Genomic DNA, 24254 nt, shown 5'->3' on the forward strand with positions numbered 1-24254 from the left:
AGCGAGTCGCCAGTGGCGACTCGCTTTTCATTTCATTTTCCGAAGAAGGTAAAGCAAATACGGCGTGCCAATCAGCGCTACAATCAGACCACTCGGAATATCTTTCGGAGCAATAAGAATCCTTCCGACAAAATCTGCTGTGACAAGAAGCAGTCCGCCTAATAATCCAGATACGGCAAGCAAAGGCAGATGACGGAAACCGACCAATCTACGTGCAATATGAGGTGCTACGAGCCCGACAAAGCCAATCGTCCCTACAATTGAAACGGCTGCCGTACTTATCGCGACACCAACGATCAATGCCCAAACACGGGTCGACTTTACTGAAAGTCCAAGACCCGCCGCCACATCATCACCGAACGTCAACGTATCCAAACTGCGTGTCAAGAAAATGGCCGGACCGATGAACAACGCAAATAGCAACAAGGCTAGCTGTACATCGTCCCATCCTTTTGCGTACGTACTTCCCGACAACCAGACGAGCGCAGCCGCTACGGCGAGTTTCGCTTTCACGACAAACACTTGTGTGGCGGCCGAGCCGAATGCAGAAATCGCAATTCCCATAAGTGCTACAAGCATCGGTTGGAAATTGTTTTTCCATGACGTCCCTAAAATTATACCGAGTGCAATGGCAGCTCCCACGACTGCACCTAGCGGCATATATTTGATCGGAATGGCAGGAAATAACACGAGAAGCATCATCGCCCCGGCACCACCCATTGATGTAACACCTAAAATACTTGCATCCGCCAATGGATTTCGTAATACCCCCTGCAATAATACCCCCGCAACTGCAAGCATAACCCCGACGATGAACGCCGTTAACACGCGCGGGACTCGGAAATTCCACACAACAGGTTTCAACCATTCGGTCGTCCATGCAGTGCCATTGAATGATAAAGCCAATGAAATAATAACAACAATAAGTGCGACAACGATTGTAATGACAACCGATAGTTTCACTGGTTTCAATGTACCGCCCATTTGACGGTCGCCCCGACTATGCGTTTTTGCAGTTTTCCATGCCAAGTACAACAGCCACGGTCCGCCGATCAACGCTGTCATTGCACCAACCGGTACTTCTTGTCCAGGTTGAACCAATCGCCCTAACACATCGGCTCCTATCAGCATGACACTTCCCCATAAAAATGACTGGAGGAGAATGTTCAAATGCCCTCGAACGCCAAGCATTCGAACAATATGCGGGGCCATTAATCCGATAAAACCGATTGGGCCGACTACACTTACTGTTGCAGCCGCAAGGACAATTGCAACAGCCCACGCGAGTAATTTAACAAACCTAACATTTTGCCCAAGAGACGATGCAATATCTTCACCCAGCGACAACGTATCCAATGGCTTTGCCAACACTAACGCGAGGACGAAGAACACAATGATAACCGGTCCTGCAAACGATACACCGTCCCAATTTAATTGAACAAGTGTCCCGGAGCCCCATAAAAAGAGACCGTTCGTCTGATTTTCGAATAATAGCTGCAAAGAACCTGTCATCGACGCAAACAATAACGAAATAATCATTCCTGTCAGCGCGACACGAACAGGCTCCATTTGCTTACCTGCTAGCATTACAACGAGAATGGATGACAGTACAGCACCTATCAATGCAACAATAAACGGAAAATTCCCGAGTAGCGATGGGAAGAAAATCATTGAAACAACGACGAAAAAGTAAGCGCCTGCATTAATTCCTAGCGTGCCTGCAGATGCTAATGGGTTGTTCGTCAACGTCTGCAATACAGCCCCCGCCACTGCAAGGGCACCACCAGCAAGTATCCCGATTATTAACCGCGGAAGACGCAGAGAGAGCACGATGTCCTGCACGCGCCCCTCTGTCCACACTTCTTTTACTAATTGGGTAACAGTATAATCCGCTTGACCTTGTGTTAAGTGAATAAAAGATAATAAAACCAACAGGAACAACCCAATAATCATAACTAAAAAGGATCGTTTTCCTGAAGTCTTTCTTGCCATTACTTACTTACCATCGTGCTTGTAATTTTATTAAGCAGTGTTTCAGCTGAAAGAGGACCTCCATATAACCAAGTATCCCCGCCCAGATTATACAGACGGTCTTCTTTCACGAAATTCAAGTTCTTCCAAACTGCATTATCTTTTAATTGTTTCTCATAAATATTGTCGTCGGCCTGAACGATATACAAATAGTTTGCATCCTCATACTTCGTTAGACCTTCGACGTTATACGTACTCGAACCGTAAATTTCAAATTGATCTGGGATATGGATGTTGTTTAAGCCAATTTTCTCTAACATAATTGAAGCCATTGAGTTTGGCGTAAATACACGAACTTCAGGTGCTTGAGGTCCCGTATAGGCAAGTGTTAAGACAACATCTTTTGTTTTCAAACCGGCATTTTCGATAGTCGTTTTCGCTTCTTCATATTTCACATCCAGGTCAGCTAATACCTGTTTCGCTTCATCCTTTTTATCAACCGCTTTTGCAATCTCGTTAAATGTTGTTATCATTTCTTGATACAAATCCATTTTTTCATCTTCAGGATACGGATTAAAAATGACTGTAGGCGCAATTTTCTCTAAATCCGCAATCATCCCATCATGACGGAAGCTAGTACCGATGATCAAATCCGGTTCCAATGCAGCAATCGCCTCCAAATTCGGTTCTTGGCGACCTCCAACATCTGCTACGTCTTTGCTAAGCTCTGCATCGATATTCACCCAATCATGATATTCTTGTATATCCGCCATCCCAGCAGGCTGAATGCCTACTGCCAATAAATCTTCCGCATATGTCCATTCTAAAACAACGATTTTTTTAGCAGGCTTATCAAGCGTCACTTCACCATTAACACCCGTAATTGTTATACTATTTTCTACTTTTTTATTGTCTGCAGCTTTATCTTCTTTCTTCGAAGAACAACCTACCAACAACACCGCAAAAAGCGCTAAAATAAGCAGGGATTTTAAAGACTTCTTCATACTTAACATTCCTCCATTTATCTATATCTTGATTATTATTCTCATTTAGTAGTTTAAACTTGATTAGACGGCTTTGTAAAGTTTATTCAAAAATAAATGACCATCATTCTCAATAGATGCTAAATATGCTATGCTTATCTCTAATTGAAAATGAAAATCATTTAGATTCCCTATAGATATGGAGGCATTCCAATGCATACCTCAATAAAAGCTGAAAACCTATCGATTGGCTATCAAGATAATCTACTCTTTGAAAACCTGAATTTATCGATTCCTAAAGGCGAAATCACTGTTTTCGTCGGTAGTAACGGCTGTGGTAAGTCTACGTTACTCCGTTCAATTGCCCGTCTTTTAAAACCATCTGACGGCTCTATTTTACTTGAAGGTAAGGATATCCACTCGCTGTCTTCACGTAATGTAGCAAAGAAAATGGGTATTCTTCCACAAGGACCTGTATCACCTGAAGGGCTTACGGTACATGATCTTGTGAAACAAGGACGCTATCCACACCAATCGTGGCTCTCAAGATGGACTGAAGAGGACACGAAGAAAACAGAAGCTGCAATGACAGCGACTAGGATAAGTGATCTACGAGATCAATCGATCGACACGTTATCAGGTGGTCAGCGGCAGCGTGCATGGATTGCAATGACACTGGCTCAAGATACAGACGTCATTTTATTGGATGAACCAACGACCTACCTCGACATGACGCATCAGATTGAAATTCTTGATCTACTGTTCGAATTAAATGAACAAAAAGGCCGTACCATTGTAATGGTGCTACACGATTTGAATTTGGCCTCCCGTTATGCGCACAATATCGTCGCCATTAAAGATGGCGGTGTCCATGCGCAAGGCAAGCCAGAGAATATTATTACCTGCGATTTAGTTCGAGCTGTGTTTGGGATGGAGTGTCAAGTTTCCACAGACCCTCTTTTCGGTACACCACACTGTGTTCCATTCGGACGGGGCCGTTGTATCGTACCGGAACTTCGGAAAAATACGGGTGCTTAAGTTACACGCAGAACAAATTTCTGCACTAGAACGTTTCAGTGTGCGTATCGGTGAACAGGCGACCACGTTTATGTCGGCGGCAGATATGTTATCCGAATCAGGTTGCGACAAACTATTTGAGATAATTCAAAGTTTGTCTGGTGCCCCAACGAATACTGTCGCTACATCTATTTATATGAGAAGGCATGGTTTTTTCATTGCTGCCCAACTACATTTAATGAGTGAACATAATTTACTTTGGGCTGGTGATTTGGACGATGTATCGTTATTCATCGAAAATGATACAATCTTTTTTTCCGTTCCACCTGCCGGCTTTAGACTCGTACAAAACCGTGAAAAAGATATCCGCTTTATTCTTGAGACCTACGGACATCCTGTCGTTGACTATTTAAGCAAGCGTGCAAAAATTGCGAAGTTAATTTTGTGGGAAAACATATGGGGGTACGTCTTATGGATGTACTCGATGCTGCTTCAAGAAAGTTCCTTATTTGCACAGCAAGATTTAGATGTTTTATTGGATGATGAAGCTTGGAAACCTGCAATGCGCCGCTCCCCTTTCAAACAATATTTGAACAACCAACAGGCACTGGACGCTATGTCGAATTATAAACGATTAACATGTTGTTTGTATAAGGAGCTTCCGAACACGGAGAAATGCCCCTATTGTCCACTGGCGAAGAGTAAAAGTACAATCGCCTAAGTTCAAAGGCAACAGGCATAAAGCCATTATAGAAGGTGTTCCAAATTTGCACCGTCTTGTCGCAACAAGGGGGGATATAGTTCAATTCCTACCCACTGCGTAACTCACTTCCTCCGCGCATTTTGCGTCCGAAGTCTAGACGTATAAATTCTATGTTGGAAATTATCCTCAGTTCGAGATTTTATAATTTCCTAGACGTTAAAAACAGCCCACACAAACCGTCAATATCCGGTTCGTGTGGGCTGTTTTTATGGTTCCATCTGTTTCGCTAAAAAATGCGCGGCCGTTTCCGCCGCTTTCATTTCAGTTTCGCCGATAAAATGCACCTTTGATAACAGGTAAACAGCACCAATCGTATCCCCCGCAGCAATAATGGGTGCAATACAATAAGACTTCACCTGCTCCACTTGTCCAGGCACCCACTCAATCGCCTTTTCAAGTTTTTCGGTAACGATTTTACGGCCTGTCATAATCTCATCGAGATCAGGCGACAACTGGCGATTCAAATAATCTTTTTTCGATAATCCGGACACGGCAATCATTTCATCCCTGTCACTAATGAGCGCAGGCGTGCCTAGTGTTTCGTACAATGTTTCCGCATACTCTTTTGCAAATTGACCGAGTTCTGATATCGGCGAATACTTCTTCAAAATTACTTCGCCATCCCGGTCGGTAAAAATTTCAAGTGGATCCCCTTCACGAATCCTTAGTGTCCTTCGAATCTCTTTAGGGATAACTACCCTGCCAAGATCGTCGATTCTGCGGACGATTCCCGTTGCCTTCATACATGATGCCTCACTTTCCACAAAATTGAACGTTAACTTTGTTTCAATTGTAGTATGCATCAAGGATGGACAAAATATGCAACATGCCCTTTAGACGGAATCACTAACAACAGTTTCCTTTAAAGACGACTGAAGAATTCGCATCATTTCTTCAAGTACATCAAATGCAGTCTGTTTCCCTGTATGACGCTCATCGATTCTCATGATAAGACAACCATTTTCCATCGTGAACCCAACTGCACGACCAAACGCCATTGAATCGGATACCAGTTTTGCGCCGTCTGTTTTCGCAGTTCCTTCAGGCGATATGCGAACTTCAATAAGCGATTGTTGTTTCTTGATGGATTCGGCACCCGCGATACGTCCCCAAGCTTTTACCCTTGCAACACGTAGTAACAAGTCAGCCTCGAGCGGCATATCACCGAATCGGTCTGTCATTTCATCGACAAGTTCATTGTAGTCGGTTTCATTTTCAATCGCTTTAACCATTTTGTACATTTGAATCTTTTGGAATCCATCACGTACATACTCATCTGGAATATATGCATTAAGCGGCAACGCAATTTCCAAGTCTGGTATATCCGCTTTTACAATACCTGTCTGCTTCTGCTCAACAGCTTCTTGCAACAATTGAGAATAAAGATCGAAACCAACCGAGTCGATGAAGCCATGTTGCTGAGAACCAAGTAAATTACCCGCACCACGAATTGATAAATCACGCATCGCAATTTTGAAACCCGAGCCAAGTTCCGTAAATTCCTTAATTGCTTGAAGACGGTTTTCTGCAACCTCTGTCAGCACCTTATCACGCTGATAAAGGAAATAGGCATAGGCAACACGATTCGAACGCCCAACGCGCCCACGTAGTTGGTAGAGCTGTGATAACCCCATACGGTCAGCGTCTTGAACGATAAGTGTATTGACATTCGGAATATCGATACCCGTTTCAATGATGGTTGTCGTTACAAGAACATCATACTCACCTTCAAGGAAACTTAAAATCACCGACTCAAGTGCCGACTCGCCCATCTGACCATTGGCAAATCCAACTCGCGCTTCAGGCACAAGCTGCTTGATTTCATCGACTTTACGCTCCATATCTTCCACCCGATTATACAAGTAGAATACTTGCCCACCACGGCCCATCTCCCTTTCAATTGCCTCGCGGACAAGTGCAAAGTTTTGCTCCATAACATAAGTCTGGACAGGGAAACGGTTTGCTGGTGGCGTTTCAATAACGGACAAATCACGAACACCAAGCATCGACATATGGAGCGTCCGTGGAATAGGTGTTGCGGTCAATGTCAGGACGTCGACATGTGTTTTTAACTGTTTAAGTTTTTCTTTATGCGTTACGCCAAATCGCTGTTCTTCATCGACAACAAGTAAACCAAGATCATGGTAGGCGATATCTTTAGAAAGAAGGCGATGTGTACCAACGATAACGTCGACTGTTCCCGCTTTCAATCTTTTCAACGTCTCCGTTTGTTCCTTCTTTTTACGGAAACGATTTAAGAGGGAAACTTCAACTGGGAAACCAGAAAAACGCTCTTTCATTGTTTCGTAATGCTGTTGCGCTAAAATCGTTGTAGGTACAAGGAATGCTACCTGCTTGCCATCTGATACAGCCTTAAATGCAGCACGAATTGCAACTTCCGTTTTACCATAACCAACATCCCCACAAAGTAAGCGGTCCATTGGACGTTCTTTTTCCATATCCAATTTCACTTCAGCGATAGATCTGAGCTGATCATCGGTTTCGTCGTAAGGGAACGCGTTTTCAAATGCCATTTGCATGTCGTCATCCACTGCAAATGCATGTCCCTTTTCCGATTCCCGTTTGGCATACAGCTCAATTAGGTCGTCCGCAATGTCTTGTACTGCTGCGATAACTTTTGTTTTCGTTTTCTTCCAGTCTGCCCCACCCAGCTTATGCAGTTTCGGTTCTTTTTCCCCGGAGGCGACATATTTCTGGATTAAATCGATCTGGTCGGCAGGAACGAATAGCTTATCTTCTCCGCGGTACCTGATGTCGAGGTAATCTTTATGAATACCGCTTACTTCGAGCGTTACAACCCCGTAATACTTCCCAATTCCATGATGAACGTGAACGATATGATCACCTGGCTTGATTTCCGAGTAACTTTTGATGCGTTCTGCATTGGTCATCTTTTGCGGACGTGCTTTCCGTTTCGGTGTCCCTTTGAAGAGCTCAGAATCTGTTATAACTGCCATCCGTTGAAACGGCAGCTCGAAGCCAGCAGACAAATCGCCATCGATGACAATTATGCCACCTGCTTTTGACGGTTTGCCAGACAAGGCAGATTGCATATCGTAATCTTCAAGGATAGATTGGACTTTCTGCATTCGTTCATTGCCGTCTGCGATAATGAAAATATTGAAACGTCCTTGGTGCCAGCGTTCTATCTCATTTTTCAATAAACTCATCTGCCCATGGAACTGCTGCATCGGTTTACAAGAAAACGTCACTGTCTTTTTCACAACAATTCCTGGAACTGTGCGCACGAAAAGGGATAAATATACTTTTCGTTGCTTTAATGTTCCATGTACCTCTTCGAATGAATATGAAGTTTTTGCATCATGAACAATTTTCCCTTCTTCAAGAAGAGCAACCATCCATTCCTTTTCATCCGACTCTAGTGATGCAACAACCTCAAGGACCCGTCCGATTTCATCAAATAAAACGATTCCGTTACTTGGAAAATAGCTTTCAAGGGAAGTCGTTCCAGCTGAAAACGATGCATATTTCAACATGTTTTCCGGAATGGATCCCTCCCTCATTAAAGCAATATCCCCCTTCATATTAATGGTTAACCGTTCTTTCGCATCCACATCGTTCATCTTCTTCAAACTAACGCCAAGTGCATTCTCCAGGTTTTCTGCGATGATCGTCAAATCTTCAGCCTTCCAAACAAATTCGGCAGCGGGAAGAATTGATACGTCTTTCAACTTACCCGTTGAGCGCTGATCTTCCGCCGAGAACGTGCGAATCGAGTCAACGTCCGTATCGAATAATTCAATCCGTACGGGTTCTTCCAAATTCAGCGGATACAAATCCAGGATACCCCCACGCAATGCAAACTCACCTGGCGCTGTTACCATTGACTGTCTCGTATAACCCATTGACACAAGTCTTTCAAGCCATTCTTCCATATTAATTTCTGCGCCTATTGTCGTTGATAATGAATTGGATAGCCAGCGTGCTTTTTCAGGTAATAGTTTTTTCATGCCTGCAATCGGCGTGATATAAACCCCCTTCCCAGTTCGTACCATATGATCTAATGTATCGATGCGCTGGGCGCGAAGTTCATAGCTCGAAACAGAAAAGTCCGCAGCAATGAGTTCCTCTGCAGGGTAAAGATGGACGAGTGAATCGCCCAACATTTTGACGAGGTCTTCATATGTACGCTGGGCTTGCAATAAATTTGGGGATACGATAAGAATGGGCCGTTTGCTCGACTGCTGAAGCACTTTGAAAAGAATCGACTTCGCCCCGCCTGACAATCCCGCGATAAGTTGACGGTCTATTCCCGCCTCCAACTCTCCCACTAGTTCGTCAATCTCTTTCTCTTGTAAAAACAAATCTATTAGTGATTCCAATGCTACACATCCTTTCTTTCATAATAATAGTAGGCGTTCAAAAAGGGCTAGGCCATTCAAGTGCGCCAAGTCCAAACTATATTTATATATTGGAAAAATAATTATCTATATATGTGGTAATAAAGAATCCTACCAACAGCGCTTGGCACTAGGGGATGCCTCCCACAATAAGCCGGATAGAAAATCACCGTCAGACTTATTGCTTCGGCTAACCCAGTAGACGCCTTTGCTGGAAATTATCTCATTAACTGGACATCAAGTAACCGAAGCCCTAAGACATCCCCTTATGCCGCAGCCAATTCAAAATAATTTAATAGTTCAACACAACTACCTTTAGACAGAAAAACAGAAAAAGCTTTGGACGCATTTAGCGCCAAAGCGTACATCTTATTGAAGCCATTTGTTAAGTGTATAGTAGTCCGGGAATCGTTGAAGCGATTGCTCACACTGTTCGCAGATGCATCGCACCGTCAATGCCCCGTCTTTTTCATACGTCAGAAAATGCTCAACTTCCTCTTCGTCCATCTTGTGCAGCAGAAGGATAGCCTCCTTCGCAGATTCAAACGGAAGTGTGCCAATTTCAGTCTCACAATGCCGGCAAGTATAACGGATCGCCATTTTAGTCTCCGCCCCTTTTCTCAAAGTATAGGCGCAAGACGGCTTTATTATTCCTTATACACCATTAAAGTTGTTCATGACATCATTAAATGGTTTGCCCAGCCACGCTTCACATGCGGATGCACTTTTTTTCACCATGTCTTCAATTAATGGTTTTTCATCTTTGCCGAAAGGTGCTAGAACGTAATCAGCCACTTTCATACCACCGATGGGACGACCAACACCGATTCGGATTCGATTGAACTGGTCCGTACCAAGATGAGCAATAAGTGATTTCATGCCGTTATGGCCACCTGCACTGCCTTTTTGACGCAGTCGAATTGTTCCGGGAGCAATATCAAGATCATCATACAGAACAACGATATCTTCTACGTCGATATCGAAGTAATCCATCAATGGCCGAACACATTCACCAGATAGGTTCATATAAGTAAGCGGCTTGACAAGCATTACTTTTCCTTCCGGACGATGGACAACCGTATACATGCCACCAAATTTCGATTGTACTGCAGTGATTGGCAGACGAGTACTAAGCTCGTCAATGACATGAAACCCCACATTATGGCGTGTTTTTTCATATTGTTTACCCGGATTTCCGAGTCCTATTATCATTTTCATAGATTTCATCTTCCTTTTACACTAGAGGATTTAGAAAAGCGCTAGAGTCTAGACACCGATTCATGTAGATAAAGTTATACTTTCCTATCCTTGAGAAAAGCACAAGGAAAGGAAACGATACAGATGCCATGGGCTTAAAGAGAGCAAAAAAGGCAGTCTAAGTGAGCGACTTCCTGTCGCAAACGACTGCATAGCTATATCTTAGAAGCCTTGTGACTAGTGCTAAGACACTATTCCAAGTTAAAAAACCTATAATTACTTAACTATGAAACAGAAAAGAAGCGCACGGATTTCCGTGCGCTCATGTTTGTATTACTTCGCTTCTTTCTTCTCACCAATTACTTCTGGCTCTTCTGATTCAGAAGCTTCGCTTTCAAGTTCTTCCATCTCCGCCGCTGTACGTGGTGATGAAATTAGAACAAGTGCATGATCATCTTCGTTTAAAATCTCATATTTCGAATTCGCACGAATTTCAGCTACTGTAATCGTTTCGCCGATTTGAAGTTTTGAAATGTCGATATCAAATGTCTCCGGAATATCCGAAGGTTTCACTTTGATGGTCACTTCACGGTTCGGTTGTTGAAGTACGCCTCCCTCTTTCAAGCCAACAGATTCGCCAATAAGATGTATAGTAACATCTACTTCAAGCTCCTCTGTCATATTGATAGCAAGGAAGTCCGCATGTCGAATTTCACCTTTTAATACGTCAGATTGATAATCGTTTAGGACAACATTAAGGTCCTTCCCGTCAATATTAAGTTTAATAACGCCATTACGGCCCGTTATTTGTAATGTTTTCAGTAAGTCTCGCTCTTTTACTGAAATCGATGTAGCTTCTGTTTTATAACCGTAGACGACCGCTGGAACATAGCCCTCTTTACGTAATCCAGTTAGTGCTGATTGTTTTGATGGTACTCTCGCTTCTGATTGTATAGTTGTACTCATTTTATTTAATCACCCTTCTTTAAAAAAAGTTGTGTTAACTAATAAATACCCAATGACAAGCGACATGAAACATCTAAATTAAATTTACTCAAACAATGTACTAACAGATTTCTCTTCGAACACACGCACGATCGCTTCTGCAAGCAATGAAGCGATAGAAAGTTGCTTGATTTTTGGGGATGTTTTCGTTGCCGGAAGCTCAATTGAATTTGTAATAACCAATTCTTTAATTTGCGAATTATCAATTCGTTCGATTGCTGGACCTGACAACACTGGGTGTGTACAACAAGCATACACTTCTTTTGCTCCACTTTCGATTAAAGCGCTCGCCGCAATTGTGATTGTCCCTGCTGTATCGATAATATCATCAATTAGGATTGCTGTTTTCCCTTCAACATTGCCAACGATATTCATCACTTCAGCAACATTTGGGCGTGGGCGACGTTTGTCAATAATCGCAATAGGTGCTTTCATGCGGTCCGCCATCTTACGCGCACGCGTTACACCGCCATGATCCGGTGATACAATAACAAGCTCATCGATGTTCAAGCCTTTTCCTTTAAAGTATTCTGTAAGGATTGGCTCAGCAACAAGATGATCGATTGGGATATCGAAGAAACCTTGGATTTGTGGTGCATGCAGATCGATTGCAATGACACGGTGGGCTCCTGCTGTTTCAAGTAAATTTGCAACAAGTTTCGCTGTAATCGGTTCACGTGAACGTGCTTTACGATCTTGGCGCGCATAGCCATAATAAGGCATAACGACATTGATTGTGCGTGCTGACGCACGTTTCAAAGCGTCAATCATAATAAGAAGTTCCATCAAGTTTTCATTGACAGGGTACGATGTCGACTGGATGACAAATACATCGCAGCCACGGATACTTTCTTCGATATTGATTTGGACTTCTCCGTCACTGAATTGTTTGACCGAGCATTTGCCAAGTGGACGTCCGATTTTTTCCGCTACTTGCACCGCAAGTGTTTGGTTCGAATTCAAAGAAAATATCTTAAGTTTATCGTTAGGATAGTGATTAGCCATCATGTTCCCCCTGTTTAACTGAGATTTAGTTTGTTTGCATATCCTTCTTTATTCTCCTGCCGTGCACGCGCAATTGCAAGTGAACTTTCTGGCACACTTTTAGTAATTGTCGATCCAGCTGCTACATATGCACCTTTTCCAACTGTAACTGGAGCGACTAAATTGGAATTACAACCAATAAATGCATTATCTTCAATTGTTGTAAGATGCTTGTTCTTGCCATCGTAGTTAACAGTGATTGTTCCACAACCTACATTTACATGCGACCCAATTTTTGCGTCACCAATATAGCTTAAATGTGACACTTTGCTACCTTCACCTAGTGTCGCCTTTTTCACTTCCACAAAGTTACCGATTTTCACACTGTCGCCAAGATCAGAGTCCGGGCGGATATGTGCGAACGGTCCTATTGCCGTAGTTGAACCAATTCTGCTAGATAGTACAACAGATGAATGCACATTTGTATTATCACCGATTACACTGTCGACAATCTGGCTATTTGGTCCTATTACACACTTATTGCCGATAACGGTATGACCTTCAATCATTGTGCCCGGTTGAAGAACTGTATCACGGCCAATTTCGGCTGCCGCGCTTATATACGTGCTTTCGGGGTTGATAATTGTTACACCATTCCGCATATGCTTTTCAGCTATACGTCTACGCATGACACGCTCTGCTTCTGCCAAGACTACGCGGTCATTGATACCGAGTGTTTCACTGAAATCCCCTGTCACGTATGCTGAAACGAGTGCATTTTCAGATTGCAAAATACCGACAACATCAGGGAGATAGTATTCCCCTTGCGTATTATTATTTTTCACTTTTTTCAACGTTTCAAAAAGTGTCCGATTGTCAAAGCAATAGGTCCCTGTATTGATTTCCGTCACTTTTTGTTCTTCAGGAGTTGCATCTTTCTGTTCAACATTTCGGAGGACTTGGCCACTCTCTCCCCTGATAATGCGCCCGTATCCTGTTGGATCATCCGCATTAACCGTCAAGATTGTTGCTTTTGCTCCTGTTGTTTTATGATGCGCAATCAATTCCTCCATTGTCTCAGAACGAATGAGCGGCGTATCTCCGCATACAACGATAGTCGTACCATCCAAGTCACCAATAAGCCTCTCAGCCTGCTGAACAGCGTGTGCCGTGCCTAATTGCTCTTGCTGTAGCGCATATTCACTTTTCTCTCCAAGCGTTTCTTCTACCGTTTCTGCACCATGTCCAACAATCGTAACAATTCGACCAATACCAAGACCGCGTATATGATCAATTACGTGTTCGACCATCGGTTTTCCACAAACGGGATGCAGTACTTTATATAAATCGGACTTCATCCGTGTACCTTGCCCTGCAGCCAGGACAACGGCATATGTATTTGTCATTTAATAGCCCCCATGAATGAGGGATGAAGGCGAATCCCCCTCGAATGTTTTCACTATTGACTATAGCTGAAAACGGGCTAATTTTCAACCTCATACCTCTTGACAAGTTGATTACAATCTTTTATCATTATTTTCTCTTTTTTATTCAGCTTTTTAATGCCAAAAAAATCCATAAAAAAAGCGCAGGGAACCTGCAAGTGAACACAACCTAAGTTGTCCTTATCATCTAGCCCAAAGTGAATCTTAGTTCAATCCCGCTTCTACGGAACCCACATCCTGCAGGTCTCCGAGCATTTTGTGCCCGGAGCCTAGACGTGAAACTTCTATATTGTAAATTATCCACAGGCTGTCTATATTATTTCACGATAAATATAGGTAAAAACGAAGGGGCCACATCATGCACCAGCGCCTTCAAATACTGCTTCTTCTGCAGAAAGGTGGTATGCCGCCATTACTGCATCTTGGATTTTGGTTCGAGCACTTGTATTAATTGGATGTGCTACATCACGAAACTCTCCATCAGGCGTTCGTTTACTCGGCATCGCTACGAACAATCCCTCATTTCCATCGATGACCCGAATGTCATGCACGACAAATTCATCGTCAATTGTAATCGAAGCAATTGCCCTCATCCTTCCATCAGTTTCCATCTTCCGTAACCTCACATCTGTTACTTCCATCTCTTACCACTCCTTTTGTCTTTACAGTGCATGACGACTATATTCCACAAAAGTAAGCGTTTCCCTTCTTTATAAACACAATTATTTAAACATTTTGAAAGACACGGAAATAAAAAACCCGCCCCAAGTGATATTTGGGCGGGTATCTGTTATTTGGCTACTAGAGCAATAACCTCTATTTCAATTTTTACGTCTTTCGGTAATCTAGCAACTTCAACAGTTGAACGTGCAGGTGTATGAGACCCAAAATGCTGTGCGTAAATGTCATTGACAGCAACGAATTCATTCATATCTTTAATAAAAACAGTTGCTTTGACTACTTTATCCAAAGATGAACCTGCTGCTTTCAGCACTTCTTTTAAATTGGCGAACACTTGGTGCGTTTGATCTTCGATAGTCCCCTCAACAAGCAGTCCTTCCGGTGTCAATGGAATTTGCCCGGATGTATATACCATTCCGTTCACACTAACCGCTTGTGCATAAGGTCCAATTGCCTGTGGTGCGTTTTCTGTCGCTACATAATTCATATCATTTTCCACCTTCCGCAAAATAGTTTCCTTCTTCTAACTCGATGGTCCCATTCTTTTCATTTACTGCATGAAGCTTAACAAGAGATAAGTAGTTATCGACGAGAACCTCTTCAGCATGATCGGATTCTACTAGAACAGCTATACCTGCCAGTTCGCAACCAAATTCCTCCAGAAGACTCTTCATCCCAAGCATCGTACCGCCTGCTTTCATGAAATCGTCTGTAATGAGGACTTTGCGTCCGCTTTGCATGCTTCTTTTCGATAATACCATTGTTTGAATACGTCTGGTTGAACCAGATACATAATTAATGCTCACAGTTGGTCCCTCGGTCACCTTGCTATCACGGCGAACGACAACGACTGGGACATTCAGGTGACGCGCAATTGCATGAGCAATCGGAATACCCTTCGTCGCTACCGTCATAATCACATCAATGTCTGTCTCCGCGTACGCTGAAGCAAATACTTTACCCACACGATCCATAATGCGCGGATTGCCAAGAAGATCCGTCATGAATAAATAACCGCCTGGCAGCAATCGATCTGAATGCCCAAGTTTCTCCATTAGAAGCGACATCACTTCACGAACGTCGGATTCTACCATCTTCGGGATGAACTTCACTCCTCCCGCTGCTCCGGAAACCGTCACCAGTTTTCCTGTGCCTTTTTCCTCAAACGTTTCTTTTACAATCGTCAAATCCTCACTAATCGAGGATTTAGCCGCTTGGTAACGTTCGGAGAAGAAGGTCAGTGGAATAAGTTCATGTGGAGATTCTAACAATTGGCTAGTCATATCTACAAGCCGCTCGCTCCTTTTCCACTTCATAGTACCATCTCCTAAACCCGAATATTTTAATGTACATTACCACAATCGTACGTATTTAATCAAGAATTGTATGTCCACCGACCATTCTAACCGCATATACTTCTGGACAGAACCCTTTTAGCCCGTTATAAATTCTCGGTACCCTGGATTCATGTTTAACGAGACCGAAAACCGTCGGGCCGCTACCACTCATTAAAACTGCATCTGCACCAAATCTCTTCATCTGCTCTTTCAGAACAACGACTTGTGGATACAGATCCATTGTGACGGTTTCTAGGACATTTCCGACTGAGTTGCACATTTTGTCGTAATCTCCCGCCCTTAATGCTTCAATCATTCGAACCGTATCGATATGATCAATCGCAGATAAATTCAGCTTTCCGTATATATCTCCTGTCGAAACCGAAATGGCTGGTTTCGCGAGAATGACCCAACAGTTTGGTGGGGGAGGTAGGATTTCAATTAATTCTCCGCGCCCCGTCGCAAGTGCTGTACCGCCATGTACGCAAAATGAAACATCCGAACCAATCCGTGCCCCAAGCCTCGCGAGTTCTTCAACACTCAACTTTAAATTCCATAGCCTATTCAATCCCCGTAGTGTAGCAGCAGCATCCGAACTTCCGCCCGCGAGCCCTGCAGCAACAGGAATACTTTTTTCTAGCGTAATCTCAACACCGTTTGTAATACCACATTCAATTTGTAACAATTCAGCAGCTTGATAAGCCAAGTTCTTTCGATCATTGGGTACATGTCGTTCTGATGCCTTGATGATGATTTTCCCGTTATCTGTCGGACGAAGCCAGATTCTGTCTGCTAAATCAACCGTAGTCATAATCATTTCGACTTCATGAAAATTATCCGGTCGCTTATGTAATACATCGAGTGTTAAATTGATTTTTGCTGGTGCCTTTTCATAAAGCATCCGGCTCCCTCCATTCCAGCTAGTCTGTATCCCCCTATTTTAGCATAGGGTGAAATATTTGCGCTGTGAAATGATAATAATAGGATAATTGATTTTTGAAAGCCTCGGTTTCAGAACAAATGTGGAAACACAACCGACCATATAATCATACCTACCAATCATAAACAACGGACGACCAATCCTATCTATATCGCACAACTTCCCAAGCACTAAAAAGAAGAGCTGACCGGATATCTTGATGCCCCGGATTCAGCTCTTCTTTTGTCAGCCTGTTAGTTGGATAATGGGTAATTCATAGCGTTATTTCTTTTGTGCTACTCCTCGTTCGGCCATTTCAATTGCTCGCTTTACCATATTGCCCGCGTCGCGTGATTTGATGCCGCCCCAACCTTCTCGCTCCACAACATCATAAAATCCAAGCTCTTTCGCAATTTCTACCTTCAAGCCTTCAGACATAATGCCACGTTTTTTCGCCATTCGGTTTCCCTCCTTTTGGCTGACAAATGTAGTATGAACCAAACGAAAGAAAAAACACCCGCACAAGACATCCATTTCAGAATGCTTGCACAGGTGTTGTTTAAAAATGAATTAAATCATTAAGACTGTAATTATTTGATAATGAATGCAGTAGGATCTGCACCTTCAAGAATTGTTATTTCAACCGCTTCGGTTAAAATGTCTGCGTAGCTGTAAGATACTCTTTCAAATGCATTTTCGTCCTGGTCAAGTTCAACTACGAATACTGCACGATATGTTTCTCGCAGCACTCCAGCTCTCTCGATTGTCTTCTTCCGACCACCGTTTGCTTTTAAGTGCAAACGTTTTCCCAGATGAGAATCCAATGACTTCTTAATGTCCGCTAATGTTTTTGGCACGTCGCTTACACCTCACTAAGTATAAGCATAACACTTTTAAAAGTTTCTGTCAATTAAAATCTTCATTTTAACAATTGCTTGTCTACTTTGTCAATCTTTTTATTAGAAAAAAGGGTATTTTTCTAATAAAAACTTTCTAACTCTATCGTTTTTTCTTCTCCTCAAAGAAGTCCTCATACAAGGCATTCGACAAGTTTGCAAACTCTTCTATTGTCAGTGTTTCTCCACGTCGGCCAGGGTCCATGCCAATTTGTTCGAAAGCTTTCAATATTAATTCTTTCTTCAACTTGCCATTAGGAAGTGACGATTGTAGGTTGTTCAAGATCGTCTTCCGGCGTTGGACGAATGAACCTCTAGAAACTACAAACATAAAGTCTTCATCGATTACTTTTGCTGGCGCCGTTTCTTTTCTTGTCAAACGTAGAACAGCCGATTCAACATTCGGTTGCGGCATGAATACCGTCTTCGGTACAATCATAGCCACTTCCGCATCCATATAGTACTGAATAGCTATGGATAGAGAACCGTATGCTTTTGTCCCTGGAACGGCGGTAATGCGATCTGCTACTTCTTTCTGCATCATAACTACCATACCTGATACTGGAACTTTACCAAGTAAGAATTTCATGATAATTGGCGTTGTCACATAATAAGGCAAGTTTGCAACAACTACAACATCCTCATAATCCGCGAAGTGATCCTGCATTACTTGTAGAAGGTCAGCTTCCAGTATGTCCTGATGAACGATTGTCACGTTGTCGTAAGGCGACAGGGTATCTTCCAATACAGGAAGGAGGCGTCCGTCAATTTCAAAAGCGACGACTTTTCCTGCGCTTCTTGCAAGATGTTCTGTCAATGCACCAATACCGGGTCCGATTTCAATAACACCTGTTTTTTCGGACAAGCCTGCGTGCGAAACGATATTGCGTAAAATATTGGGGTCAATCAAGAAGTTTTGACCTAAACTTTTTTTGAGCGAAAAACCGTATTTAGCGAGAATCTCTTTCGTCCTGACCGGAGTCGCAATATCTTTATTCATTATTTTCCGTTTCCTCCTCGTCTAGAACCTTTAATACTTCTCCCAATCGATCATAACCAATTCGGAACATTTCCAACCGCTTCTTTAATCCTTTGCCATTCACTTGACCGATTTGCAACAGCTCACTTAAGCGCTCACGGCGCCTTTTTGCATCAGGATGTCCGATAAGCCTAGCCGTCATCAAATCTGCTAGTGGTATATCAACAGCAGGCTGGTCGTCCACGGTGTAAACCGCACTTAGCGCAGCCCGTATATGCTCATCATGTGCATGCTCAATACCTAGCCCCGATCCATTTTTGGCAATCGTCAGCTTCTTTTCAAGAAAAGCATGTTTAACACCTGGAATACGCTCTTCAATGATGGCGCGGATTCTTCTGCCAGGAAAGTCGGGATCCGTGAATACGATGACGCCTCGCGTTTCCTGAGCATGCCGAATACGCGTGAGTGTTAACTCGTCGATTGCAGAACCGTTCGTTTCAATCGTATCCGCACCTGCTGCCCGTTTCACGGCTACTGTATCAGACTTGCCTTCAACAACAATAATTTCTTTAATGTTCACAAAAATCCTCATTCCCATTGCATTCTTTCCCTAATTCTACTCTGACGGCAAGCGGATGTACAGATGGGCAGGCGATCAATTACGCCTCGGCGTAATTGAAAATTTATAATATCCCCCAGAGGTTTAACTTCCTTCAGCAGAAGATAGCTATAACACAATAATCCGCGGGACTAATATCAGTCCTGCGGATGTATATATCAATCGATGATTTTAATTTTCACTTGGCGTCTGCCGAATTTATAAGCATCGCCTTTCGTTGCTACGTGCAGATCAATCTTCTTGCCTTTGATTGCACCGCCTGTATCCCCTGCAACGGCATAGCCGTATCCTTCAACCCACACTTTAGAACCGAGCGGGATAACGCTTGGGTCGACTGCAATGACTTTCAAATTAGGGTTCGCACGTAAATTAATGCCTGTTCGTGTAATTCCAGAACAACCATTACAATGCGCCGTATAGGCCGTAGCGGTTACGTAGAACTCCCCACCTTCCGCGGATGAATCGTTACGCGATACATTTTTTGAATTAGACATCCCAGCTGATGCACTTGCGACCATCACTTGCGAGCCTATGGAAACGATCTTCGTTTGTGGTTTTTTAATTGACTTCTCTTCTAGAAGCTTACGGGAAATTTCCTTCCCGTTTTCTTTCACAATTTCAAACTTCCGTGAAACCGTTCCTTTTTTTCCCGCTTGGACGATTTTTTCGCGCCCTTTCAGTAAAGATGGATCGTTGCGTGTTTCAACTGCAAAGTTCGCCGGTTCTTCCACTACATCGGTGACTTTTTCCACTCGTACGACTGCCACTATAGAGCCAGGCTTTAGATACCCATCTGCCTTTCTATTCAGACGATCGTCATCATTCAAATGAATGTTCTCTCTCTTTAAAAAGTCAGCGACCGTAGTCGAAGTTGACCGGACCTTCTTTTCTTCTCCGCCGTCATTCAACGTTACTTCAAACGCTTTTTGGACGGTAATGCTATTTTCTTTCCCTAGCTGTTCATCTAGCACTGGGTTTACAACATCATATTCGGTAATTTCGATATCTGCTTCAGCAAGTATCTCTTCCACCTTATGATTAGTCGTCCATATGGATTTGGTATCCTGATCGACATTTATTACAACTTGTTGCGACTGTTCCCACCTAATCGATAGACCATCCTCGATAGGTGTATTCACTGAGGGTATTACTAGATCGTGTTTGGCAACTTCAATTTCCTGTTCGGAGAGAAGTTTACCAACTGTATGTGCGTGCGTTTTAATGTTAAGTTCTTTACCGTCCACGTCCAACGTGATCGATTTTTTTGTTCCCTCAAAGAGAACAAGTGAAATAACAGTAACAAATAGCGTTAGCGAAACTACGGTAATCGCTACTTTTTTACTCCTCAATGACTTATAGAACAGGTTTTTCATGGTACTTTTTGACATGAAAAAAACTCCTCCTTCATCACTCGGCTGATTATAAAGGGTACTCTTCGGCATGTCAACCCGTATGAATTTGGTGAATAACAAATTTAGGAAGCCCTTCATATAAAAAGCACGGAAAACTTCCTACCATCTTATTCATGTTATGTTAAATACTTTCAAAGCGTTTGCGGTCGTTCTTTTTGCCACTTCTTCAACAGGGAGACCTTTAAGTCTCGCTATTTCTTCCGCAACAAGCGTCACCCATGCCGGTTCATTCCTTTTTCCACGGTACGGATGAGGTGCGAGATAAGGCGCATCTGTTTCGATTAATAAATGATCAAGCGAAATTTCCGTTGCAACTTGTTTTGGCGCCTTTGCATTTTTAAATGTAACTGGTCCTCCCAATGAAATCATGAAATTCATTTTTATGCAGTCATTTGCAGTCTCGACACTTCCACCAAAACAATGCATAATTCCGCCCGTTTTTTCTGCTCCCTCTTCTTTCAAGATACGAACGACATCCGCCGTTGCATCTCGGTTATGGATAATAATTGGCAGTTTTACTTTCTGGGCAAGCTGAATTTGTTTTCTGAACACTTCCTGTTGCACATCTCGCGGTGATTTATCCCAATGATAATCCAGTCCTGTTTCCCCTATACCAACAACTTTAGGGTGCGCGGCGAGTGATTCAATCCATTCCAAGTCTTTTTCTGTGCAGTCGATTGCATCTACAGGATGCCAACCGACAACGGCGTAAATGAAAGCGTGCTGTTCAGTCAGTTCCATTGCCTTCAAAATCGTCTTGCGATCAAATCCAACGACCACCATCTTGTCAACACCGGCTTCTTGGGCACGTTGAATCACTTCATCTATATCTTCTTCATACTGATCTGCATTTAAATGAACGTGTGTATCTATATACATTACTTTCGCCTCACAATTGTTTTATTTTAATCGAACGGATTTCCTTCTTATTCGCTACGGCGCTAGGGGATGCCTCCCACCCTAAGCCAAGCAGCTTCGCCCGCCAGTCTTAGGGCTTCGGCTACCCCTTGTAAGGCGCCTTCGCTCAGTTTATATAGGTATTCATTTGTTCAACTCAAATAGTTTACAAATTGATAATATACTCAAAAAAAGAAAAACGGCGTTTCCATAAGGGACGCCGTTTCTATTCTTATTTAACTTGTGCACCATTTTCAAGTGACTGATCGACTGTGGCAAGTTTCAAAATACCATCTGATTTCCCAGCCAAAATCATACCTTGGGATAGCTCTCCACGTAATTTTACAGGTTTCAAGTTGGCAACAACAATTACTTTCTGCCCGACTAGTGCCTCAGGTTCGTAATGTTCTGCGATGCCCGATACAACTTGTCGTTGCTCATAACCCATATCTAGTTGGAGCTTCAGCAATTTATCTGCTTTCGGAATTCTTTCACATGCAGTTACTGTCGCAACGCGTAAATCGACATTCAGGAAATCATCGATTGAAATCTCCGTCACTACCGGCTCTTCAACTTCCACTTTTGCAGGTTGCTCGGCAGGCGCATTCTCAGCCGGTGCAGTAATCGCCATCTGATCACGGATATAAACGACTTCAACATCCGCATCCAGGCGCGGGAAGATTGGTACACCCTTTTCTACGACTTTTGTGCCTGTCGGAATCGCGTTGAAATTCCCCAGCGTATCCCAAGCAAGCAGTTTTTCATCCAGACCCAGTTGCGTCATAATCTGTTTAGGCGCTTCCGTCATAAACGGTTGCAATAATACAGCAATGTGACGGAGTGATGTCGCAAGATGCATCATAACAGACGCTAGTTTCCCTTTATCCGCCTCATCCTTCGCTAACACCCATGGAGACGTCTCGTCGATGTATTTGTTGGTCCGCGATATAAGAGCCCACAAATCGCCAAGGACAGCGCTAAACTGCATGTTCTCCATTGATGCTTCGTATTTCCCGACTGTAGTCGTCATGAAATTCGTCAAGCTGTCATCGAAATCTGTTGCGACAAGGCCTTGTGTCGGAATCTCTCCGTCGAAATATTTATTGATCATCGAAATTGATCGGTTCAATAAATTTCCGAGGTCATTTGCAAGGTCATAATTCGTCCGCTCCACAAAGGATTCGGGTGAGAATACACCATCTTGCCCAAACGGCAATTCACGAAGAAGGAAATAACGTGTCGCATCGAGTCCGTAGCGCTCAACAAGCATTTCCGGATAGACGACATTGCCTTTAGATTTCGACATTTTTCCATCTTTCATCATGATGAAACCATGCGCAAAAACTTTCTTCGGCAACGGTAAATCGAGTGCCATTAAGAAAATCGGCCAATAAATTGTATGGAAACGAACAATATCTTTTCCAACAACATGGACATCCGCCGGCCAATACTTTTTGAATAACGAATCGTCATCTGACTGATAGCCAAGCGCTGTGATGTAGTTCGTCAACGCATCGACCCATACATAAATGACATGCTTCAGATCCCCAGGAACTTTTATGCCCCAATCAAACGACATACGAGAAACAGATAAGTCTTCAAGCCCCGGTTTGATAAAGTTATTAATCATTTCGTTTTTACGCGATTCCGGTTCGATAAACTTCGGATTATCTTCGTAAAACTTCAACAGTCTTCCAGCATACTTCTTCATATTGAAGAAGTATGATTCTTCCTTCACTTTTTTGACAGGTCGTCCACAATCAGGACAGTTGCCATTTTCAAGCTGCCCTTCCGTAAAGTATGTTTCACAAGGTAGGCAATACCATCCTTCGTACTCCCCTTTATAAATATCGCCGTTATCAAGGAATGTTTTAAAAATCTTTTCGACAATCACTTTATGGCGCTCTTCCGTCGTACGGATGAAGTCGTCATATGAAATGTCCATTGTATTCCAGACCTTTTTCGCTGTCTCTGCGATACCATCGACAAACTCCTGCGGTGGCAGTCCGGCCTCTTGCGCTTTTTCCTGTATCTTTTGACCGTGCTCATCCATTCCAGTCAGGAACCGAACATCATACCCGCGCAGTCGTTTGTAACGAGCCATCGCGTCTGAAGCGACAGTGGTATATGCGGTACCAATATGGAAATTCCCGCTTGGATAATAAATAGGTGTAGTAATATAGAAAGTCTTTTTCTGATCAGCCACGAATATTCCTCCAGTGTATAAGTATGTACTATCTATTCTATCTAAAGCGTACTGGCGATACAATGAAATTCCTCGACAACAGCTAACGTCATTGTTATTTCCGTGTCTATTAGTCTATTTTTGTCGAAAAATAGCGCATTTTTTTAAATAACTACTATTTTTCTCATAGTTTTAAGCGCCTAGTATTGACGTTAATTGGAAGACTTGGTATGATAAAAGTTGTTAAGAGAATTTTGTCGAATTTTGACGAAACTAAATGTATCGAAAGGAGTTAAACTCATGAAATCAACTGGTATTGTAAGAAAAGTCGATGAACTTGGACGTGTAGTAATTCCAATTGAATTACGCCGTACACTTGGTATTGCACAAAAAGACGCTTTGGAAATTTACGTTGATGAAGATAAAATCATCTTGAAGAAATATATGCCGAATATGACATGCTCGATTACGGGCGATGTGTCTGACGACAATTTAAGTCTTATCGATGGCAAGTTAATTTTGAGCCCAGAAGGCGCAAAACAACTCATCAAGGAAATTGAAGATAGCTTAAAAAAGTAAATC

23 protein-coding genes are annotated in these 24254 nt (G+C 42.9%); 3 read left to right on the plus strand and 20 right to left on the minus strand.

All coding sequences use genetic code 11. The features are described from left to right. Positions 1 to 27: 27 nt before the first annotated feature. Entirely contained in the window at positions 28 to 1992 is a 1965-nt protein-coding gene (locus tag AZE41_RS21690) for an iron ABC transporter permease (protein ID WP_067213737.1), read from the minus strand. Then, positions 1992 to 2975: an ABC transporter substrate-binding protein gene (locus tag AZE41_RS21695; RefSeq protein WP_067213738.1), complete on the minus strand. Its 984-nt coding sequence runs from the start codon at positions 2973 to 2975 to the stop codon at positions 1992 to 1994. Before AZE41_RS21695 ends, AZE41_RS21690 begins: the two co-directional genes overlap by 1 nt. A gap of 192 nt (positions 2976 to 3167) precedes the next feature. On the opposite strand from AZE41_RS21695, the gene AZE41_RS21700 reads away from it, so the two are divergent. Together AZE41_RS21700 and AZE41_RS21705 are read left to right on the plus strand one after the other, a co-directional pair. Further along, complete coding sequence (locus AZE41_RS21700; RefSeq protein WP_067213739.1) at positions 3168 to 3992, plus strand: ABC transporter ATP-binding protein; 825 nt, start codon at positions 3168 to 3170, stop codon at positions 3990 to 3992. Next, the gene (locus AZE41_RS21705; RefSeq protein ID WP_231885743.1) at positions 3985 to 4692 is read left to right on the plus strand and encodes a hypothetical protein; all 708 of its coding nucleotides are present in this window, start codon (positions 3985 to 3987) and stop codon (positions 4690 to 4692) included. Before AZE41_RS21700 ends, AZE41_RS21705 begins: the two co-directional genes overlap by 8 nt. 248 nt (positions 4693 to 4940) lie before the next feature. Here AZE41_RS21705 and spoVT read toward each other — a convergent pair whose 3' ends face one another. The 18 genes from spoVT to metG form a co-directional block, all read right to left on the minus strand. Next, positions 4941 to 5477, minus strand: a complete 537-nt coding sequence (gene spoVT / locus AZE41_RS21710) for a stage V sporulation protein T (RefSeq protein ID WP_067213740.1) — start codon at positions 5475 to 5477, stop codon at positions 4941 to 4943. Between the two features lie 90 nt (positions 5478 to 5567). Then, positions 5568 to 9098, minus strand: coding sequence for a transcription-repair coupling factor (gene mfd / locus AZE41_RS21715; protein WP_067213741.1), 3531 nt, complete (start codon positions 9096 to 9098; stop codon positions 5568 to 5570). 387 nt (positions 9099 to 9485) lie between these two features. Then, a complete protein-coding gene (locus tag AZE41_RS21720) occupies positions 9486 to 9716 on the minus strand; it encodes an anti-sigma-F factor Fin (protein WP_067213742.1) in 231 nt (76 codons plus the stop codon). A 54-nt stretch (positions 9717 to 9770) separates the two neighbouring features. Then, positions 9771 to 10334 (minus strand): aminoacyl-tRNA hydrolase, encoded by a 564-nt coding sequence (gene pth / locus AZE41_RS21725; protein WP_067213743.1) that lies wholly within the window; start codon positions 10332 to 10334, stop codon positions 9771 to 9773. A gap of 312 nt (positions 10335 to 10646) precedes the next feature. After that, complete coding sequence (locus AZE41_RS21730) at positions 10647 to 11279, minus strand: 50S ribosomal protein L25/general stress protein Ctc (protein WP_067213744.1); 633 nt, start codon at positions 11277 to 11279, stop codon at positions 10647 to 10649. Between the two features lie 84 nt (positions 11280 to 11363). Further along, a complete protein-coding gene (locus AZE41_RS21735; RefSeq protein ID WP_067213745.1) occupies positions 11364 to 12323 on the minus strand; it encodes a ribose-phosphate diphosphokinase in 960 nt (319 codons plus the stop codon). Positions 12324 to 12337: 14 nt separating this feature from the next. Beyond that, the gene (gene glmU / locus AZE41_RS21740; protein ID WP_067213746.1) at positions 12338 to 13708 is read right to left on the minus strand and encodes a bifunctional UDP-N-acetylglucosamine diphosphorylase/glucosamine-1-phosphate N-acetyltransferase GlmU; all 1371 of its coding nucleotides are present in this window, start codon (positions 13706 to 13708) and stop codon (positions 12338 to 12340) included. Between the two features lie 395 nt (positions 13709 to 14103). Further along, positions 14104 to 14388, minus strand: coding sequence for a septation regulator SpoVG (gene spoVG / locus AZE41_RS21745; RefSeq protein ID WP_067213747.1), 285 nt, complete (start codon positions 14386 to 14388; stop codon positions 14104 to 14106). Between the two features lie 149 nt (positions 14389 to 14537). After that, on the minus strand, positions 14538 to 14915 hold the full coding sequence (locus tag AZE41_RS21750) for a RidA family protein (protein WP_067213748.1): 378 nt from the start codon (positions 14913 to 14915) through the stop codon (positions 14538 to 14540). Position 14916: 1 nt separating this feature from the next. Further along, positions 14917 to 15744: a pur operon repressor gene (purR, locus tag AZE41_RS21755; protein ID WP_067213749.1), complete on the minus strand. Its 828-nt coding sequence runs from the start codon at positions 15742 to 15744 to the stop codon at positions 14917 to 14919. 55 nt (positions 15745 to 15799) lie between these two features. Then, positions 15800 to 16666: a 4-(cytidine 5'-diphospho)-2-C-methyl-D-erythritol kinase gene (ispE, locus tag AZE41_RS21760; protein WP_067213750.1), complete on the minus strand. Its 867-nt coding sequence runs from the start codon at positions 16664 to 16666 to the stop codon at positions 15800 to 15802. Between the two features lie 300 nt (positions 16667 to 16966). Next, complete coding sequence (locus tag AZE41_RS21765) at positions 16967 to 17143, minus strand: small, acid-soluble spore protein, alpha/beta type (RefSeq protein ID WP_067213751.1); 177 nt, start codon at positions 17141 to 17143, stop codon at positions 16967 to 16969. Between the two features lie 131 nt (positions 17144 to 17274). After that, the gene (veg, locus tag AZE41_RS21770; RefSeq protein WP_067213752.1) at positions 17275 to 17541 is read right to left on the minus strand and encodes a biofilm formation stimulator Veg; all 267 of its coding nucleotides are present in this window, start codon (positions 17539 to 17541) and stop codon (positions 17275 to 17277) included. A gap of 142 nt (positions 17542 to 17683) precedes the next feature. Beyond that, positions 17684 to 18580, minus strand: coding sequence for a 16S rRNA (adenine(1518)-N(6)/adenine(1519)-N(6))-dimethyltransferase RsmA (gene rsmA / locus AZE41_RS21775; protein WP_067213753.1), 897 nt, complete (start codon positions 18578 to 18580; stop codon positions 17684 to 17686). Next, positions 18573 to 19139: a ribonuclease M5 gene (gene rnmV / locus AZE41_RS21780; RefSeq protein ID WP_067214112.1), complete on the minus strand. Its 567-nt coding sequence runs from the start codon at positions 19137 to 19139 to the stop codon at positions 18573 to 18575. The genes rsmA and rnmV overlap by 8 nt, the downstream gene beginning before the upstream one ends. A 197-nt stretch (positions 19140 to 19336) precedes the next feature. After that, complete coding sequence (locus AZE41_RS21785) at positions 19337 to 20566, minus strand: resuscitation-promoting factor (protein WP_067213754.1); 1230 nt, start codon at positions 20564 to 20566, stop codon at positions 19337 to 19339. Positions 20567 to 20701: 135 nt separating this feature from the next. Then, positions 20702 to 21469, minus strand: coding sequence for a TatD family hydrolase (locus AZE41_RS21790; RefSeq protein WP_067213755.1), 768 nt, complete (start codon positions 21467 to 21469; stop codon positions 20702 to 20704). A 250-nt stretch (positions 21470 to 21719) separates the two neighbouring features. Then, a complete protein-coding gene (metG, locus tag AZE41_RS21795; protein WP_067213756.1) occupies positions 21720 to 23693 on the minus strand; it encodes a methionine--tRNA ligase in 1974 nt (657 codons plus the stop codon). Positions 23694 to 23972: 279 nt separating this feature from the next. Here metG and AZE41_RS21800 point away from each other — a divergent pair, with 279 nt between their 5' ends. After that, on the plus strand, positions 23973 to 24251 hold the full coding sequence (locus AZE41_RS21800; protein WP_067213757.1) for a transition state genes transcriptional regulator AbrB: 279 nt from the start codon (positions 23973 to 23975) through the stop codon (positions 24249 to 24251). The last annotated feature ends 3 nt before the right edge of the window (positions 24252 to 24254 follow it).

The sequence above is a fragment of the Sporosarcina psychrophila genome, assembly GCF_001590685.1.
GTDB classification, from domain to species: Bacteria; Bacillota; Bacilli; order Bacillales_A; family Planococcaceae; genus Sporosarcina; species Sporosarcina psychrophila.